The sequence below is a fragment of the Exiguobacterium sp. s7 genome (genome assembly GCF_018618195.1).
GTDB lineage: Bacteria > Bacillota > Bacilli > Exiguobacteriales > Exiguobacteriaceae > Exiguobacterium > Exiguobacterium mexicanum_A.
In genome coordinates, this window is the sequence record NZ_JACSLO010000009.1 from 12,832 (window position 1) to 28,609 (window position 15,778).

Below are 15,778 nucleotides of genomic sequence, written 5' to 3' on the forward strand. Positions count from 1 at the left end.
ATTAAAGTAAAGAAGTAACGATATAACTGTCATAGGGGTGGAATCAGAATGGAACTAACAAAGCAGTGGCGTGACCATTTCAAACAATTGCGTGCCTTCGATGAGGCGATTTCTTTACTATACTGGGATATGCGCACCCAGATGCCGGAACAATCGGCACCGCTTCGGGCCGAGACGATCGGCTATCTGTCGACCGAGGCGTTCAAGCGCCAGACGAGCGAGTCGTTCAAAGACTTGCTCGCGCAAATGACCGAGACCGAGGAATTGACGCCGATTGAAGTCCGGTCGGTCGCCGTCGCCAAGACACAGTATGAGCGGAACGCTAAAATTCCTTCATCGGAATATCAGGCGTACGTGACGCTCGTCTCTGAAGCCGAGACGGCATGGGAGAAAGCGAAGGACCAGGATGACTGGCACATGTTCGCCCCATATCTCGAGAAGATCATCGGGTTCCAACGCAAGTTCGCGGAGTATTTCGGCTACGAGTCTCACCCGTATGATGCTTTGCTGTACGACTATGAACCTGGCATGACGGTCGAACAGCTCGATGCGTTGTTCCAGACGCTCCGGGACGAACTCGTCCCGCTCATCCGCGAATTGCCGGAACCTGTACAAGGACTCGACTGGGCGATGGACAAGTCGGTCCAACAGCGGTTGTGCGAGGATTGGATGCGTGTCGTCGACTACGATTTGACACGGGGCCGACTCGACGCGACGGTCCATCCGTTCGAGATCACGATCAACCGGCGCGACGTGCGCATTACGACAAAATATGACGAGGCCGACTTCCGCAACGCCTTGTTCGGGACGATGCACGAAGCGGGCCATGCCACGTATGAGCAACATATCGACTCGGAACTCGACGAGCTCGGGCTCGGAGGCGGGGCCTCGATGGGAATCCATGAATCACAGTCGCTCTTTTTCGAGAATTTTGTCGGGCGAAGCGAAGCGTTCCTGAAGAGCGTCTATCCGCGTCTTCAAACAGAACACCCTGCGCTTCAGGACGTTTCTTTCGAGACGTTTTATGCCGGGGTGAACGAGGCGAAACCCTCTCTCATTCGAATCGAAGCGGACGAGTTGACGTATAGTCTGCACATCATCATCCGCTATGAGCTCGAAAAGAAACTGATTCAAGGCGATCTTTCGGTCGAGGAATTACCAGAGGCATGGAACGCGCTGTATAAGGAATATCTCGGTGTCGATGTCCCGAGTGATGCGAAAGGCGTCCTGCAAGACGTGCACTGGGCCGGCGGTTCATTCGGTTACTTCCCAAGCTATGCACTCGGCTTGGTCTATGCCGCCCAATTGACAGAGGCGCTTCGTGATGCCCATCCAGAGTTTGAATCGCTCGTCAGCAGTGGCGAGTTCGGCCCGATCAAACAGTGGCTCGAAGACAATGTCCATCGTCATGGGAAGGCGCTCACCCCGAACGAGTTGATCAAACAAGTGACCGGGGAAGACATCTCGGTACGTCCGCTCGTGCGCTACTTGACGAGCAAATATAAAACGAACTGAGGCGAATACAGATGAGATTCTTCGCGCATCGAGGAGTGATGGCCCGCCATCCCGAAAATACGATGACAGCGTTCCGGGCTGCACTCGAGGCCGGGGCAGATGGGATTGAAGCGGACGTTCATATGACGAAAGATGGACGTCTCGTCCTCATCCATGACGAGACGATCAATCGGACGACAGATGGTCAAGGGCGGATCGCCGATATGACGCTATCAGAACTGCGAGCGGTCAACGCGGGCGTCACGTTCGCGGTCCACGAGCAGATTCCGACGTTAGATGAACTGTTCGATTTGTGTCAAGGGACGTCGGTGGTACTGAATCTCGAGGTCAAGACCGATATCGAACGGTATCCCGGGATTGAGCAGCGCCTGGTCGACACGATCCGTAACCGACGTGTCCCTATTGAACAAGTCGTGTTCTCTTCATTCAATCATGCGACGCTCAAACGTTTGAAACGGTTGGCGCCAGATATCGAGTGTGCGGTGCTCTTGGCCCAACCTCTCTATGACCTTGTGGCGTACTGTGCGAAGGTCGGGGCGACCGCCGTGCATCCGAACGTCCGGACGATGACCGATGAGGAAATCCAACAGCTGCAAGCAAAAGGGCTCGCCGTGCGTCCCTATACCGTCAAGACGGTGCATGACCTCGAACGGTTTCGCCGGCTCGGGGTCGATGCGGTGTTCGTAAACGACATCGACTGGGCCAAAGCACATTCAACCCCGTAACGTTACGCGTTGCGGGGTTTTTACATTAAGGTGAAGGGGAAGTGCGGGTAATGTAAAGAAAGCGGTTTCTTCTCGATGTGCCCAGCGGCATATTCAGAGCACACCGTCACCTTTACGCCATTGCTCCGTTGTCTTAAATTTAAGATGTCACCAGCTACATAGCAATCAGATGTAGCACACTTTGTAGCACGTATCAAACTTGTCGTACGCAGTCAATCGGTCAACCCAAGCAGAAAAAGGAGGAAATTTCACATGAAGAAATTGATGTCTTTACTTGGTACACTCGCCTTGGCGTTTGCACTCATCGTACCGGTCAGTGCGGATGGACACGAGAACGCGATGGTACGTGTACTCCATGCTTCACCTGATGCACCGGCGGTAGATGTCTACGTCAACGGTGAAGTCGCAGTCGAAGGCGCAGAGTTCAAAGCGCTCACCGACTATTTGACACTCCCGGCTGGAGATTACAATGTTGAGATCAAGCCGGCAGGTGATGCCGAGACGGTCGTCGTTGCGGCAGACCTCTCGATCGAAGCAGGCAAGTTCTACACAGCGGCAGCAATCGGCCAACTTGAAAACATCGAGATCGCGGCAATGGAAGACGATGCGAACTTTGAAGACGGTAAATCGAAAGTCCGTGTCGCTCACTTCTCACCTGACGCACCGGCAGTCGATGTAGCCCCTAAAGGTGGCGACCCGCTCTTCTCGAACCTTGAGTTCAAAGCAGTCAGCGACTATGGCACACTCGACGCTGGCACGTATGACCTCGAAGTTCGTCCGGCCGGCGCGACTGACGTCGTGAAGGCACTTGACGGTGTTGCCCTCGAAGGCGGTAAAAACTATACGGCGTTCGCCATCGGACTCCTTGAAGGCGAACCAGCGTTTGAAGTCCTCCTTGCAGCAGACGGCGGTGAAATGGCCGGAGCTCCAGAAACAGGACAAGGCGGTCTCGCTCAGACAGCATCAATGAACTGGTTGCTCGCAGCAGCGGTCCTTGGTGCAGCAGCAGCTGGCTTCTACGTCTTTCGTCGTCAGAAGCAAGACGCTTAAGCTTCTCTTGATTGGAACGCTATCGTTCCTTATGATCGCACCGGACGCGGACGCACCGGACGCGGACTCGAAACTGACGACCGTCGGTTTCGCCGAACCGCTCGTCCTGTCAGCGACCGAGATCGATCGTCAATCTTTTCACACAGAGACGTTCGTCCCAAAACGACTGAAGATTCCGTCGATTGATGTTGATGCCGTCATCCAACCGGTCGGGAAAGACCGACTCGACCGGATGGATACGCCGACAGACGCTGATGAGGTCGGATGGTATCGTTACGGGGCCAAAGCGGGTGCGACGGGTAACGTCGTACTATCCGGTCATCTCGATGACCTTCGCGGACCGGCCATCTTCGCAAACCTTGGCGAACTGCGCCTCGGAGAATCGGTGACGCTCCAGCGTAGCAAAAAGGTGATCGAATATGAAGTCGTCTCCGTCGAACGGTACCGACTCGAAGACGTTCCGCTCGCCTCGATCTTTGCGGCGACCCAAGCGACACGGCTTCAGCTCATCACATGTGCGGGCCCGTATGACCCGGAACACGGATATCGTGACCGCATCGTCGTCACGGCAATCGCCAAAGCATGAGCGAAAAAACCCTCGCACAAGGCAACTGCCTTGACCGAGGGTTTTTTCGTTTGTAGGACGACACAAGAAAAACGACTGCGGCCGAAATGAATCGGGCCCAGTCGTTTTTATGCGTCCATTCGATCAAGCAATTTGGACAGAAGAATCAATTCGTCATCTGAAAAGTCTTCGAACACGTCCATCAAGTACTCGATTTTCATATCTTCTAACGTCTCGAACAAGGCACGACCTTCCTCGGTCGCCTGTAACTCGACGACGCGACGGTCGCGTTCGCTACGTTCGCGTGAGATCAATCCTTTTTTCGTGAGCTCATCTGCGAGGGCCGTGATCATCGAAGCCGAGAACTGAAACTCGTTCGATAAGGCCGAGGCGATTTGAGGACTATTTTGACAAAGCGAACGAAGGATGAAGAATTCGTTGCGCGTCAAGTATTGAGAGAACATCGACCGGAGGTTTTTCTTCACTCCGCGATAGTTCATGCGAATCCCTCGCTCAGCATCAGCGACGAGCTGACGGCGGGATGCTGTTTGTACAGGCGTTGTCATCCTCAAGCGTACCTCCTAGGTAAATATCATTATTTGCATATATTTCAGAACATAAAAACATTCTACAACAAAAACATGAAGTCTGTAAAGTTATGATGGCTCTTCACGGATGCGAAGTTCTTGGATGACTTCATCGTAATGTTTTAAGTCCGGATAGAAGCGGCGGAAGAAGAACTCGATCTGCTGGTCATCCCCTTCGGCGAGCAGCTTGGCAAGGACTGCGTAAACGACACCCATCCCTTGCCGCGGCAATAATGACGACGGTAAGAGCGTCGCACATTGGATGGCCCGGTTGAAGTAACGATCGAGTGTGTCACTCAAGTCCTGGAACGTGCGAATCTCGGCATAATGGAACATGCGCGTCAATTCGATGATCGTCGACAGGTCGGTGTCGAGCAACCAGTCGCTCTGGAAGATGGCATTATCAAGCTTCTCGACAGTGACGTCATTGGCGATATAATAGTTCAAGTTGTCCCGGGTGATGCTCACTTTGTCCGGTGACTCGACAATCCGTTCGACCGTCTCCTGCTCGAACGTCCGCAGCTGCTTGCGGATGTTGACGAACTCGGAATCAGCGATTTCGAGCAGTCCCGCGACACGGCTGAAGCTGCGTTTGATCTCCGGCGGGACGGCGTTCGGGTTTTTATAACCTAGGTCGTGCTCAATCTCGGCCCAGGCGTGTTGCAAGATGGACCGGACTTGAATCTCGGCCTCTTTCTCCTCGAAGCGGCGATACTCCCCGAGAGCGAGCCGCTTGTCACTCAAACCGACGACGTAATGGACCGAGAGGTAGCCGAACTCGTTCGGGTCGAGCAGGGTGGATTTATCAATCGACTGTTCACGGTCGATTCGGAACTCGTCCTCAAGGATTTGGGCCACGGCCCGGACGTCGTCATGGAAATAGGTCACGATCCGAATCCCCGCCAAGTCTTGGACGTCGCGCAATGACCGGTATTGGTACGGTTTGCGGGACAGTTTGGCATATAGACTCTCCGCTTCCTTGGCCCGGGCGACGATCGAGTGGAACTGAATCCCGGCGTCATTCAATAGTTCACTGAGAAGCGACTTCAGTTTGGCGGCGAACGCCTCGTAATCCTCTTTCTCATTCATATAGTCGAGCATGATCGTATTCATATCCTGTCTCGGCATCTACATCACTCCTTGTCTCATTATAAGTAGTATAGCATCATTGAAATCGCTGTCGCACCTGTCTGCCGTCCCTATGATACAATACGGCTTGGAACGGGAAGGAGTGTCGCATGTGAGAGTGAGCCATACATTGAAATCGATGGAGCGCGAGAAGCTCGAGATCGTCGCCGGCCTGTTGCAACAGGCCGGTTATCGGGCGGGGAAGATCGATTGGCAGACCGGGGTCAATATCGTCCGTCTCAGCCGTGAAGGGGTCTCGTCTGAACCGGAGGAACGGGCACGAATCCAAGGCATCGTCGATCATTTTGGAATCGATGACTGGACCGCCACGTTTTCTTGAGTCCCTCTTTTTCAAATCGCTGACGGAAAATGGGTTTTACGACTCATTTTTCGGGAATAGTATATTATTCGATTTTAGAACAGCGGACGTTTAGGAGGATGAATATGTTAGAAACAAGAATCGTGCGGGATATGACCTCGGTCGATCATGAAGTGAATGGAATGGTGTCAGGCGGATGTGTCAACGAGAACATTTACTTATTTGCCAAAGATGAAGAATTGACGGTGCGTCTTGCCGCAGAAGCAGGTGTACAACCATACCGCATCACTGAAAAAGGATTGTGGGAATCACTCATGTCGAAGTTCACGAAAAACTCGGATGACCGCATCGATCAGCTCGAGAGCCTCGGTTTGACGAAAGAGATGGTCGAGTCACTCGAAAGTGAAATCCAAGCCGGGAAGATCGTCCTTGTTTGCGACAAATCATAAAAACAGCCGGAACTGATACGGATCAGTCCCGGCTGTTGTCATTTCGTCTCGTAATAGGCGTTCACGATCCGGCGCAGCGAGCGCTCATTCAAATCGAGCGGTTTGAACCCGGCGTCCTGCAACAGGCGTTTCGTGTTCGCATCCTGGAATGAGATGTTGCGGTTCAAGTACGGGTTGAATACTTTTACCATCTCGTTGAACGTCTGCTCGACGTTGCTCAACGAGGACGTCGCCGTCTCGGTGATTTTCAAATGCGGGAACTCGAGCGCCTGCTTCATATATTCGAGCATCGTCTCGTTGCGCGGCGGGGCATCGTTCGTCACGTTATAGATGGTATCCGGCTTGGCGTGTTCGATGGCCGCGAGTAGCACGTCGGCGACATAGTCGACCGGGACGAGGTTCGACGTGCCCGTCTCAGAGCCGAGAAGTCGGATCGGACCGACAGGCGCGCCTTTGCGTTCGAGTCGACGCTTGAACACTTCCAGGGCCCGCATATAGCCGTACATCGTGAACTTCGAATCGGCTTCGCCGGTCTTCGAGTCACCGACGATGATGGCGGGCCGGAAAATGGAGACGGCCAGGTCATGCCGGGCTTCCCAAACGGCTTGTTCGGCATGGGCCTTGCTCTCCTCGTACGGGTTATGGAACGTTTGATCGGTCGCATACAACGTCTCATCTCCGTTCTCGCGTGCGCCGAGCGTATACGCCGTACTGACGTGGAAGAAGCGGGGGCAGTGCAAAGCTTTCGCGAGGTTGAGCGATTGCTGAGTCCCCGTCAAGTTCGTCTCGAACAGCTCATCGCGGAGCTCCTCGTCGAATTTGACGAGCGCGGCCATGTGGAGTACCAAGTCGAAGCTCCGCTCATGTTTTTTGATAAACTCATCGTCCGCTCCAAGGAACTGGGCGGTCAAATCCCCAGCCAGCACTGTCATCGAGCGGCGTTCGTCCTGCGAGAACATCGCCTCCACTTTTTCAGGCGTGCGGGCGAGGACACATAACGTGTGGCCTCGATGAATCAACTCGCGGGCGAGCCGCCCTCCTAAAAATCCGGTCGCACCGGTCATAAAAATGTTCACAGCGTTCTTCCTCTCTTTTCAGTCTCTCCCCATCATAACAAGCGACGGCGGAATGAGCCACTTTCAGCCCGATGTTTCAAATTAGGGGTTTAACATTTTTTAAAGTGGGTTATGACTTAAGGAGAAGCGTACGCAAGGTACGTCATGACAGTGTTGATCTGTCAAATAACTTAAGTGAGGTTTTTTAGAATCATGGCTAATCTATTCGGAACTGACAAGGATGGCAACAGGAAGAAGCAAGAAGAGATTGAAAAAACGGTTCAGGAGAAAGGGATCACTCAGATCCATATGTACTTCTCCGACGTGCTTGGAGACTTGAAGCTATTGACTCTCTCTGCAAAATTGTTGCCGGAAGTTTTTGAAGGGAAGACGATGTTTGACGGTTCATCCATCGCTGGTTTTTCTTCCATCAAAAACTCAGACCTATTCTTGAGACCGGATTTAGATCGTCCACGCTACGAACAGGACGGGGACGAGAGCATCCTCGCGTTCTTCTGTGACGTCTGCACGCCAGACGGGGAACGGTATGAGTTCGACCCGCGCAACGTCTTGAAGGATGCCCTCGAGCGCGCTGCTCGTGACGGATACTCGATCTTCGTCGGCGCCGAGCCGGAATTCTTTATCTTCGACGAAAACGGAGAGTTCTATGACGAGGCCGGATACTTCTCGACACGTTCGGAAGACAAAGGCTATGAGGTACGTCAACATATCGCCAACCGGTTGAGCGATGTCGGCTTCAACATCGAAGCGGTCCACCATGAAGTGGCACCGGCCCAGCACGAGATCGGCATCAAGTACGATGACGCGTTGCATACGGCCGACAACATCCAGTTCTTCAAAGAAATCGTCACGTTGGCAGCCCAAGAGAAAAACGCGAAAGTGTCGTTCTTGCCGAAACCGCTCCGCGACGTGAACGGTTCGGGAATGCACCTCAACATCTCGGTCTGGAAGAACGACAAGGACGGCAATCCGACGGTCAACGCGTTCGAAGAGCCGGAGTCGGATTACGGCCTGTCGGTCACAGCCCGTCATTTCATCGAAGGCATCTTGAAGCATGCCCGTGCGACGGCCATCTTCACGAACCCGCTCCCAGAATCATATGAACGTCTCGTTCCAGGCTTCGAGGCACCGGTCAACATCTGTTGGAGCCCGTCGAACCGCAGTTCGATGATTCGAATCCCGGCGTCACGCGGCAGTGCGACACGCGTCGAAGTCCGTAACCCAGACCCGAGCGCCAACCCATATCTCGCCCTCGCGGCCCTGATTTACGCTGGACTCGAAGGGATCGAGCAACAGCTTGAGCCGTCATCACCGAACGAGGACGACTTGTTTGAGTACTCGGCCAAACAAATCGAGAGTCAAGGCATCTCGTCACTCCCGGCGACGTTCCATGAGTCGATCCAATCGCTCAAGTCGGACCGGTTCCACGATTACTTCAACCATGACTTGATCGACCGCTACTTGTCGCTCATCCAAGTCCGTAAATAAGCAAAACATACAAAAGCCCATTCCTCGGCCGAGGAATGGGCTTTTACGCTTAATGAATACCGCGCATATACTTTTTGATGACCGGGGCGAGTGCGAACAGGATCAGACTGAGCACGATGGCCGCGCCACCGATAATCCCGAAGTAGAGCATCTCGTTCTCCGGTGAATAGAAACGGACGAGCTGAGCGTTGATCCCTTGCGCCGCCGCGTTCGACAAGAACCAGAGCGACATCGTCTGGGCCGAGAAAGCGGCCGGGGCGAGTTTCGTCGTCGCCGACAGACCGACCGGCGACAGGCTGAGCTCACCGAGCACGACGATAAAGTAGCTAAGGACGAGCCAGAGCGGGTTGACGAGCGTGTCCGGGCCCCCGAAATAGGCCGGGAGCAAGATCACCAAGAAACTTAACCCTGCGAACAAGATCCCGAACGCGAATTTCGTCGGGATGCTCGGCTCACGGTCACCGAGTCGGACCCAAAGCCATGCGAACACCGGTGCGAGCATGATGATGAACAGCGGGTTGAGCGACTGGAACCAGGCCGGTGAGAGCGTGATCCCTAAAAATTCAAGGTCGGTCCGCTTGTCGGCATAGCTGGCCAAAATCGTCGCCCCTTGCTCTTGAATCGCCCAGAACATGACCGAGGCGATGAAGAGCGGGATGTAGGCGATGATTCGTGACCGTTCGACTTCCGTCGTTTTCGGACTGCGATACATGATAATGAAGTAAATCGTCGGAATGGCGATCCCGAACACACCGACGAGGCCGATGAACGTGTTGATCGTGAACAAACCTTGCGGGATGAGCACGGCCAACAGGCCCCCGATGAGGACGACCGCGATCGTCGTATACTTGATCGCGTTTTTCTTCTCAGACGGCGTCAACGGGTTCGGCACATATGAACCGGCAAGACCGAGGTTGCCTTTCTTCGTGACGAGGAAGACGACGAGACCGATGAACATCCCGACCGCGGCGAGTGCAAAGCCCCAATAGAAGCCGTAGCTCTTTTGGACCCCACCGACAATCAAAGGTGAAATGAAGGCACCGAGGTTGATCCCCATATAGAAGATGCTGAACCCGGCGTCACGACGACGGTCCGTCTCGTGATACAGGTCACCGACGATGCTTGAAACGTTCGGTTTCAACAAGCCCGTACCGATGACGATCAACGCCATCGAGATGAACAAGAACGTCAGGCTGCCTGGAATCGACAAGACGATATGACCGAGCATGATGAACACGCCGCCGAAGAAGACGGCCCGAGACGTCCCGAAGACACGGTCGGCGAGCCATCCCCCAATGACCCCCGACATGTAGACGAGTGCGCCGTATACCGACATGATTGACAAGGCGACATTCTGGTCGAGACCGAGACCGCCCTCAGATACCTCGTAGTACATGTAGAACACGAGGATGGCGCGCATCCCGTAATACGAGAACCGTTCCCAAAACTCAGTGAAGAATAGCGTGAACAAGCCTTTAGGCTGTCCGAAAAAACCTTTTTGTGGCACGCTGTCCACAATTTTCTGTTTATCGATCCTTTCCATGAAAGATCCCTCCTTAACCGTATCATCATAAAAAAGAATCATTATGTTTGTAAAGAATAAACGAATGAAAAATTCAAAATTTAATGATATTCGAACGAAATCAAAAACCACACTAAACGACTAGGTTCAGTGTGGTTTTATAAGTCAAGCTGTCTTTTGTTTCGCTTCGGCTGCGCTGACGCGGCGTCCAAGTTGCCAATAGATGAGTCCCGACACGCAGCTGGCCGCCCCGACGAGGATCAACGCGATATGTCCGGCGCGTTGGTCGAAGAACAAGCTTGCCATGATCGGTGCGGTCACCCCACCGATCAACCATTGGATGCTGGCGGCCCCGTTGTAGGCACCGCGCATATTCTCCGGAGCGATCAAGGCGATGAACGTCTGTTGGACCGGGGACATGATCATCTCGCCGAGCGTATAGAAGGCGTACACCGCGAGCAAGACGCTGACGAGAACGAGGTACGGTGTCCCGAGTGAATAGAGGAGACGCGGCATGACGGCGATCAGAATCATGCCGACCCCGAAGATGGTCGCCCCGGCGAGCATGACGTTGCCGAACGGCTTGCGGCCGAGTTTCGAAGCGATCGGGAACTGGAACAACACGACCATGATGCCGTTCAAGGCGAGCATATAGGCGAACGGGTTCTCACGATCGGTGTACGATGGCATCGACTCTCTCAAGAAGAGGGGCAGCATGCTCTCGATGAGCGAGAAGCCCATCGAGATGAAGACACCGGCAAAGATGAACACGAGGAACACCTTGTCATTGTAGAACACGCGCAGGACATCCCGGTTCGACGGCGTGTCGACATCGGTCGTCTCTGGGAGTGACTCCCGGATGAAGCGACCGAGGACGAGTGCGTACAAGACGAAGACGAGAGCGGCCGAGTAGAAGATATACTGCCGGTCGATAAAGAGGACGGCACTCCCGAGGAGCGGGCCGAATGCAGCCCCGATATTGTGCCCCATCCGCAACAGACCGAACGCCTCGTTCATCTGTTCGGGCTCGGTCACATCGGCTACCATCGCGCTTGCGGCCGGGTGGAACAATGAGTTCGTCAAACCGAGCATGGCGTTCAAGAGAAGGAGCGGCCAAAACGTTTCTGCGAAGGCGAAACCGACGAGGGCGAGGGCGTCGCCAAGAATGGCAGCCATCATGATTGGTTTGCGGCCATACAGGTCTGCGAGCCGTCCACCGACGACCGATCCGATGAGCGCCATGATCGGTCCGGTCGCCATGATGACCCCGACCTGGATATAACTGTCGAGCTTGTCGCTATAGTAGAGGACGAGGAACGGTGCGATCATGAACATCATGACACCGGTGATCGTCTCTCCGAGGAAGCGGATCCAAATGTTACGGTCGAGCTGTTTGAGTGATTGAATCATTAAGGTCACCTGCTTTAGTTGATAGAATAAGAAAAGGGACGCAGCATGCACAAAGGCATACGCGTCCCTACGATCTTAGGCATGCCTCGGAAGGCAGGCGACATCACGGATTCAAATCACGGAGAGGCGCCTGCCGGTCAATATGAACTTGGACGTGCGAGCGTTGAATGACTGACATCGGTACCTCTCCTTTCTGCATTGGACTGTCTTCTCTTCAAGATTATGATATTTCCGTGAAATGTGTCAACATAAATCGTCAATGTGTCATAATAATTCGTTCAAATTCTTTCGGCTGAGCCGGTAGTCGATCAACCGAGAGAACACGACTTGAATCATCGCCGTGACCGGTACACTGATGAACATCCCGACGAGACCGAACAGGCTACCCCCGATGATGATCGAGGTGATGACCCAAAACGGGGTGATGCCGACGCTGTCGCCGAGAATCTTCGGGCCGAGCCAGAGTCCGTCGAATTGTTGCAACAAGAAGATGAACAAGAGGACGATGAGCGCCGTGAACGGGTCATAGAAGTAGGTGATGATGAACGCCGGAATCATCCCGAGCAGCGGACCGACGTACGGGATAAAATTCAAGACGCCGACGATGACGCCGAGTAGAAGCGCGTAAGGTGCCCCGATGATCAACAGACCGGCGACGGCCAACACCCCGATGATGAGGCAGTCGATCGACTTCCCGATGATATAGCGTTTGAAGATGTAATCCATCTCTTGAAAGATGTCGATCGTCGTCTTAGCCGACGCGACCGGGAACATCGCATACAACAGCCGCTTGAACATGCGGGCAAAAACCTCTTTGTCTTTTAACAGATAGATTGAGATGACGATCCCAATCAAGAAATTGATGAGCGTCATCGTGAAGCTCGACACGTAGCTGACCGACGACAAGACGGCGGTCTCGACCCAGCCCGAGTAACGTTCCTCGAAGCGGCTGAAATCGATGGCTTGGGCGATCGTCGCGTTGTACTCTTTCAAGTACGTGTTCAACTTGGCGAGGAACCCGTCAATCTGTCGGATGTAGAACGGGAGCTCTTCGATGAGTGAGGCCACACTCGAGTAGATGCGCGGGAACAATGTCACAGCGGAGATGACAAGAATCCCGATGAAGACGATATAAACGATCAGCAAACCTTGATAGCGTTTTAATTGAAACCGTTCTTCTATATAGGACAGGACGGTATTCAGGAGCAGCGCGATGGCAATTCCCATGATAATCGGCGTCAGCAACTGGAACGTGTAGTGCAACACACTAGAAATCGTGTCCGGTTCACTGATGACTTTCCATAGGACGAGCAGAATCAATCCGATCACGCTCAACTTCCAAATCAATTGACGATTTAATTCCAAAGGTCCATCCCCTCATCTTTTAAATTTTGTAGAATAGTGTTCACTTTGTACTATGACCTTTTTTTTATCGGGATTCAATAGGCCACACCCATTTTCGAAAAAGGATTGACAAGATTGGTAACGTTTGGTTAACTAAGTGACATATTACAAAAAGACAAATCGCATATAAAAACACTTTCTATCAAGAGAAGCGGAGGGACTGGCCCGATGAAGCTTCAGCAACAGATTGTTCCAATACTGTGCTAATTCCAGCAAGGTGACCTTGAGAGATGGAAAGGTGGTTGTTTGAATACGTCCGTATCTCGACACCCCTTTCCGCGGAAAGGGGTGTTTTTTGCATAGGAGGACTATTCATGACAGACAGACGCTCACACTTACTTAAAACTTTACCACCCCAACATTTTGTCGGACTCGCCGATGAAGTCGCAGCACTTGAACAGGCCGGTCGCGATATCATCCGACTCGGTCAAGGGACGCCGGATTTGCCGACGCCCGCCCCAATCTGCGACGCACTTCAGACGGCGCTCCTTGATGCCTCGACCCATCAATACGGTCCGTTCCGCGGTCAGGCCCGTCTGAAGCAAGCGGTGGCGACGTTTTACTTGAATGAGTACGGCGTCGAAGTCGATCCCGAGACGGAAGTCGCGATCCTCATCGGTTCCAAGTCCGGACTCATCACGTTGCCGCAATGTGTGCTCGAGCCAGGGGACGGGATCTTGCTGCCGAACCCGGGCTATCCCGACTACATCTCCGGGGCACGACTCGCCGGTGCCGTCGTCCGTGATCTCATCTTACGCGAGGAGCACGGTTTCCTCCCTGACTATGAGACGCTCGATACGGAAGGGGCGAAACTCATGTATTTGAACTATCCGAGCAATCCGACGGGGGCCGTCGCCACACCAGCCTTCTTTGATGACACCGTTCGGTTCGCCCAGGAGCGGGACTTGATGGTCGTCCATGACTTCGCGTATGGCAGCATCGGGTTTGATGGACACGTCCCGCCGAGCTTCCTGCAGGCGAAAGGGGCGAAAGAAGTCGGGATCGAGGTATATACGATGTCGAAGGCGTTCAACATGTCCGGTTGGCGCGTCGCCTTTGCCATCGGGAACGCGGACATCATCGAGGCGATCAATACGTATCAGGACCACGTCCACGTCAGCGTGTTCTCGGCCATCCAGGCGGCGGCTGTCGCCGCGCTCGAGGCCCCACGCTCCATCCGGGACGATTTGGCCCGACTCTATGAGGCACGGCGTGATCGCCTGATCGATGGGTTGAACCGGGCCGGTTGGGCCGTCGAGCCGCCGGAGGGTTCGTTCTTCGTCTGGGCGAAAGTGCCCGAGGGCGATGCCAAATCGTTCTCGCGTAAGTTATTGTACGAGGCAGGAGTCGCCGTCACACCGGGCTATTTCTTCGGTTCAGAAGGGAACGGATACGTCCGCTTCGGCCTCGTCTCGCCCGAGCCGAAAATCGATGAGGCCGTCGAACGAATCGAGCGGTTGTTTGCCGCCTATGAGGAGGTGCGGGCATGATTCGTCAGGCCGTCCTTGAATATGACCACGCCGATGACGCGCTCGACCGTCTTGATGACTTAGTCGACGGCCGACGTGCCCACGTCCTGCGCGGTCAGAACGGGTACGAAGTCGTGCGGGCCGTCCATCCATCCATCACGGACTATCCGGCCACGACGTTCCGTGGGGAGTGTACGGACAAGGAAGTCGAACGGCTGATTTTTGAAGACGTCGATGTCCTCATCGCCATCGGGGGCGGGAAGCTCGTCGACACGGCCAAACTCGTCGCCTATCAACAGAACGTGCCGCTCATCATCGTCCCGACACTCGCCTCGAACTGTGCGGCGTTCACGCCTCTCAGCGTCGTCTATCGGGAGGACGGGAGCTACGACCGCTACGACATGTTCCGCGTCGTCATCGAACGGGTCATCGTTGACTCGCGGGTCATCTCGCGCTCTCCATATGAATATTTCCGAGCCGGTGTCATCGACACGGTCGCGAAGTTTTACGAGGCCCGTTACTTGAGCGGTGACAGCTCGGTCGACGCGGGCGTCAACACCGGGCTCGTCTTGGCCCAGCAGTGCGGGCGTCTCGTCGAACTTGATTTGAGCGAGCACGCTTTTGAGTCGTATAGTGATGACGTCCGCTTCGCGGTCGATCACGTGCTCGCCATCGGAGGTGCCGTCGGAGGATTTGGTGACGCCGGGACACGGGTCGCCGTGGGCCATGCGGTCCATAACGCTCTCAGTCGCTTCGAGTCGACGCACCGTTTCTTACACGGGGACAAGGTGGGCTTCGGCTTGATCGTCCAAGAGCGGTTGCGGTGCTCGGCCGATACCGCGTATTTGGAGGCTTGGCTAAGCAAGTTCGGTGCCCCGACGACGCTCGAGACGCTCGGGGTCGGGTCGAGCGAGATCCCGGTATTGGTCGACTCCGTCATGACGGAGACCGAGCTGCAACAGTTGCCAAAGCCGCTCGATAAAGACTTTCTGAAAATAACATTTGAAAATTTGCAATTTTCTATTTACAAATAAAAGAATTGAAAGTAAGATGATAACAATTAAATAGACC

The 15,778-nt window shown here is 54.1% G+C and carries 15 protein-coding genes and 1 riboswitch; of the genes, 9 read left to right on the forward strand and 6 right to left on the reverse strand.

The window, feature by feature from the left end; all coding sequences use genetic code 11:
* Nucleotides 1-48 precede the first annotated feature (48 nt).
* The 4 genes from KNP79_RS11445 (at nucleotide 49) to KNP79_RS11460 (ending at nucleotide 3,876) form a co-directional block, all read left to right on the forward strand.
* Entirely contained in the window at nucleotides 49-1,515 is a 1,467-nt protein-coding gene (locus KNP79_RS11445; protein WP_215192424.1) for a carboxypeptidase M32, read from the forward strand.
* 38 nt (nucleotides 1,516-1,553) lie between these two features.
* Complete coding sequence (locus tag KNP79_RS11450; protein ID WP_256443873.1) at nucleotides 1,554-2,240, forward strand: glycerophosphodiester phosphodiesterase; 687 nt, start codon at nucleotides 1,554-1,556, stop codon at nucleotides 2,238-2,240.
* A gap of 252 nt (nucleotides 2,241-2,492) precedes the next feature.
* Complete coding sequence (locus tag KNP79_RS11455; protein ID WP_034777661.1) at nucleotides 2,493-3,290, forward strand: DUF4397 domain-containing protein; 798 nt, start codon at nucleotides 2,493-2,495, stop codon at nucleotides 3,288-3,290.
* Nucleotides 3,238-3,876, forward strand: a complete 639-nt coding sequence (locus KNP79_RS11460; protein WP_235420194.1) for a class F sortase — start codon at nucleotides 3,238-3,240, stop codon at nucleotides 3,874-3,876. The genes KNP79_RS11455 and KNP79_RS11460 overlap by 53 nt, the downstream gene beginning before the upstream one ends.
* A 107-nt stretch (nucleotides 3,877-3,983) precedes the next feature.
* Here the strand turns inward: KNP79_RS11460 and KNP79_RS11465 are convergent, their stop codons facing one another.
* On the reverse strand, nucleotides 3,984-4,421 hold the full coding sequence (locus tag KNP79_RS11465; RefSeq protein WP_034777659.1) for a MarR family winged helix-turn-helix transcriptional regulator: 438 nt from the start codon (nucleotides 4,419-4,421) through the stop codon (nucleotides 3,984-3,986).
* Between the two features lie 90 nt (nucleotides 4,422-4,511).
* Entirely contained in the window at nucleotides 4,512-5,570 is a 1,059-nt protein-coding gene (locus KNP79_RS11470; RefSeq protein WP_200881484.1) for a GTP pyrophosphokinase, read from the reverse strand.
* Between the two features lie 112 nt (nucleotides 5,571-5,682).
* Here KNP79_RS11470 and KNP79_RS11475 point away from each other — a divergent pair, with 112 nt between their 5' ends.
* Nucleotides 5,683-5,910, forward strand: coding sequence for a hypothetical protein (locus KNP79_RS11475; RefSeq protein WP_157964157.1), 228 nt, complete (start codon nucleotides 5,683-5,685; stop codon nucleotides 5,908-5,910).
* Between the two features lie 104 nt (nucleotides 5,911-6,014).
* Entirely contained in the window at nucleotides 6,015-6,338 is a 324-nt protein-coding gene (locus KNP79_RS11480) for a YflT domain-containing protein (RefSeq protein WP_034777657.1), read from the forward strand.
* Between the two features lie 38 nt (nucleotides 6,339-6,376).
* On the opposite strand, the gene KNP79_RS11485 is transcribed toward KNP79_RS11480, so the two are convergent.
* Complete coding sequence (locus KNP79_RS11485; protein WP_215192428.1) at nucleotides 6,377-7,414, reverse strand: SDR family oxidoreductase; 1,038 nt, start codon at nucleotides 7,412-7,414, stop codon at nucleotides 6,377-6,379.
* A 192-nt stretch (nucleotides 7,415-7,606) separates the two neighbouring features.
* Between KNP79_RS11485 and KNP79_RS11490 the strand changes: the two genes are divergently transcribed.
* On the forward strand, nucleotides 7,607-8,902 hold the full coding sequence (locus tag KNP79_RS11490) for a glutamine synthetase family protein (RefSeq protein ID WP_034777655.1): 1,296 nt from the start codon (nucleotides 7,607-7,609) through the stop codon (nucleotides 8,900-8,902).
* A gap of 49 nt (nucleotides 8,903-8,951) precedes the next feature.
* On the opposite strand, the gene KNP79_RS11495 is transcribed toward KNP79_RS11490, so the two are convergent.
* The 3 genes from KNP79_RS11495 to KNP79_RS11505 form a co-directional block, all read right to left on the reverse strand.
* Nucleotides 8,952-10,445 carry a peptide MFS transporter gene (locus tag KNP79_RS11495; protein WP_215192430.1) on the reverse strand — a complete coding sequence of 498 codons (1,494 nt, stop codon included), beginning with the start codon at nucleotides 10,443-10,445 and terminating at the stop codon, nucleotides 8,952-8,954.
* 144 nt (nucleotides 10,446-10,589) lie between these two features.
* Nucleotides 10,590-11,834, reverse strand: coding sequence for an MDR family MFS transporter (locus tag KNP79_RS11500; RefSeq protein ID WP_034777653.1), 1,245 nt, complete (start codon nucleotides 11,832-11,834; stop codon nucleotides 10,590-10,592).
* 264 nt (nucleotides 11,835-12,098) lie between these two features.
* Entirely contained in the window at nucleotides 12,099-13,199 is a 1,101-nt protein-coding gene (locus KNP79_RS11505; RefSeq protein ID WP_215192432.1) for an AI-2E family transporter, read from the reverse strand.
* Between the two features lie 175 nt (nucleotides 13,200-13,374).
* Nucleotides 13,375-13,475: riboswitch (SAM riboswitch) on the forward strand.
* 77 nt (nucleotides 13,476-13,552) lie between these two features.
* On the opposite strand from KNP79_RS11505, the gene KNP79_RS11510 reads away from it, so the two are divergent.
* Both KNP79_RS11510 and KNP79_RS11515 read left to right on the forward strand, forming a co-directional pair.
* The gene (locus KNP79_RS11510; RefSeq protein ID WP_034777650.1) at nucleotides 13,553-14,728 is read left to right on the forward strand and encodes an aminotransferase class I/II-fold pyridoxal phosphate-dependent enzyme; all 1,176 of its coding nucleotides are present in this window, start codon (nucleotides 13,553-13,555) and stop codon (nucleotides 14,726-14,728) included.
* Nucleotides 14,725-15,741, forward strand: a complete 1,017-nt coding sequence (locus KNP79_RS11515; protein WP_214753270.1) for an iron-containing alcohol dehydrogenase — start codon at nucleotides 14,725-14,727, stop codon at nucleotides 15,739-15,741. The genes KNP79_RS11510 and KNP79_RS11515 overlap by 4 nt, the downstream gene beginning before the upstream one ends.
* The last annotated feature ends 37 nt before the right edge of the window (nucleotides 15,742-15,778 follow it).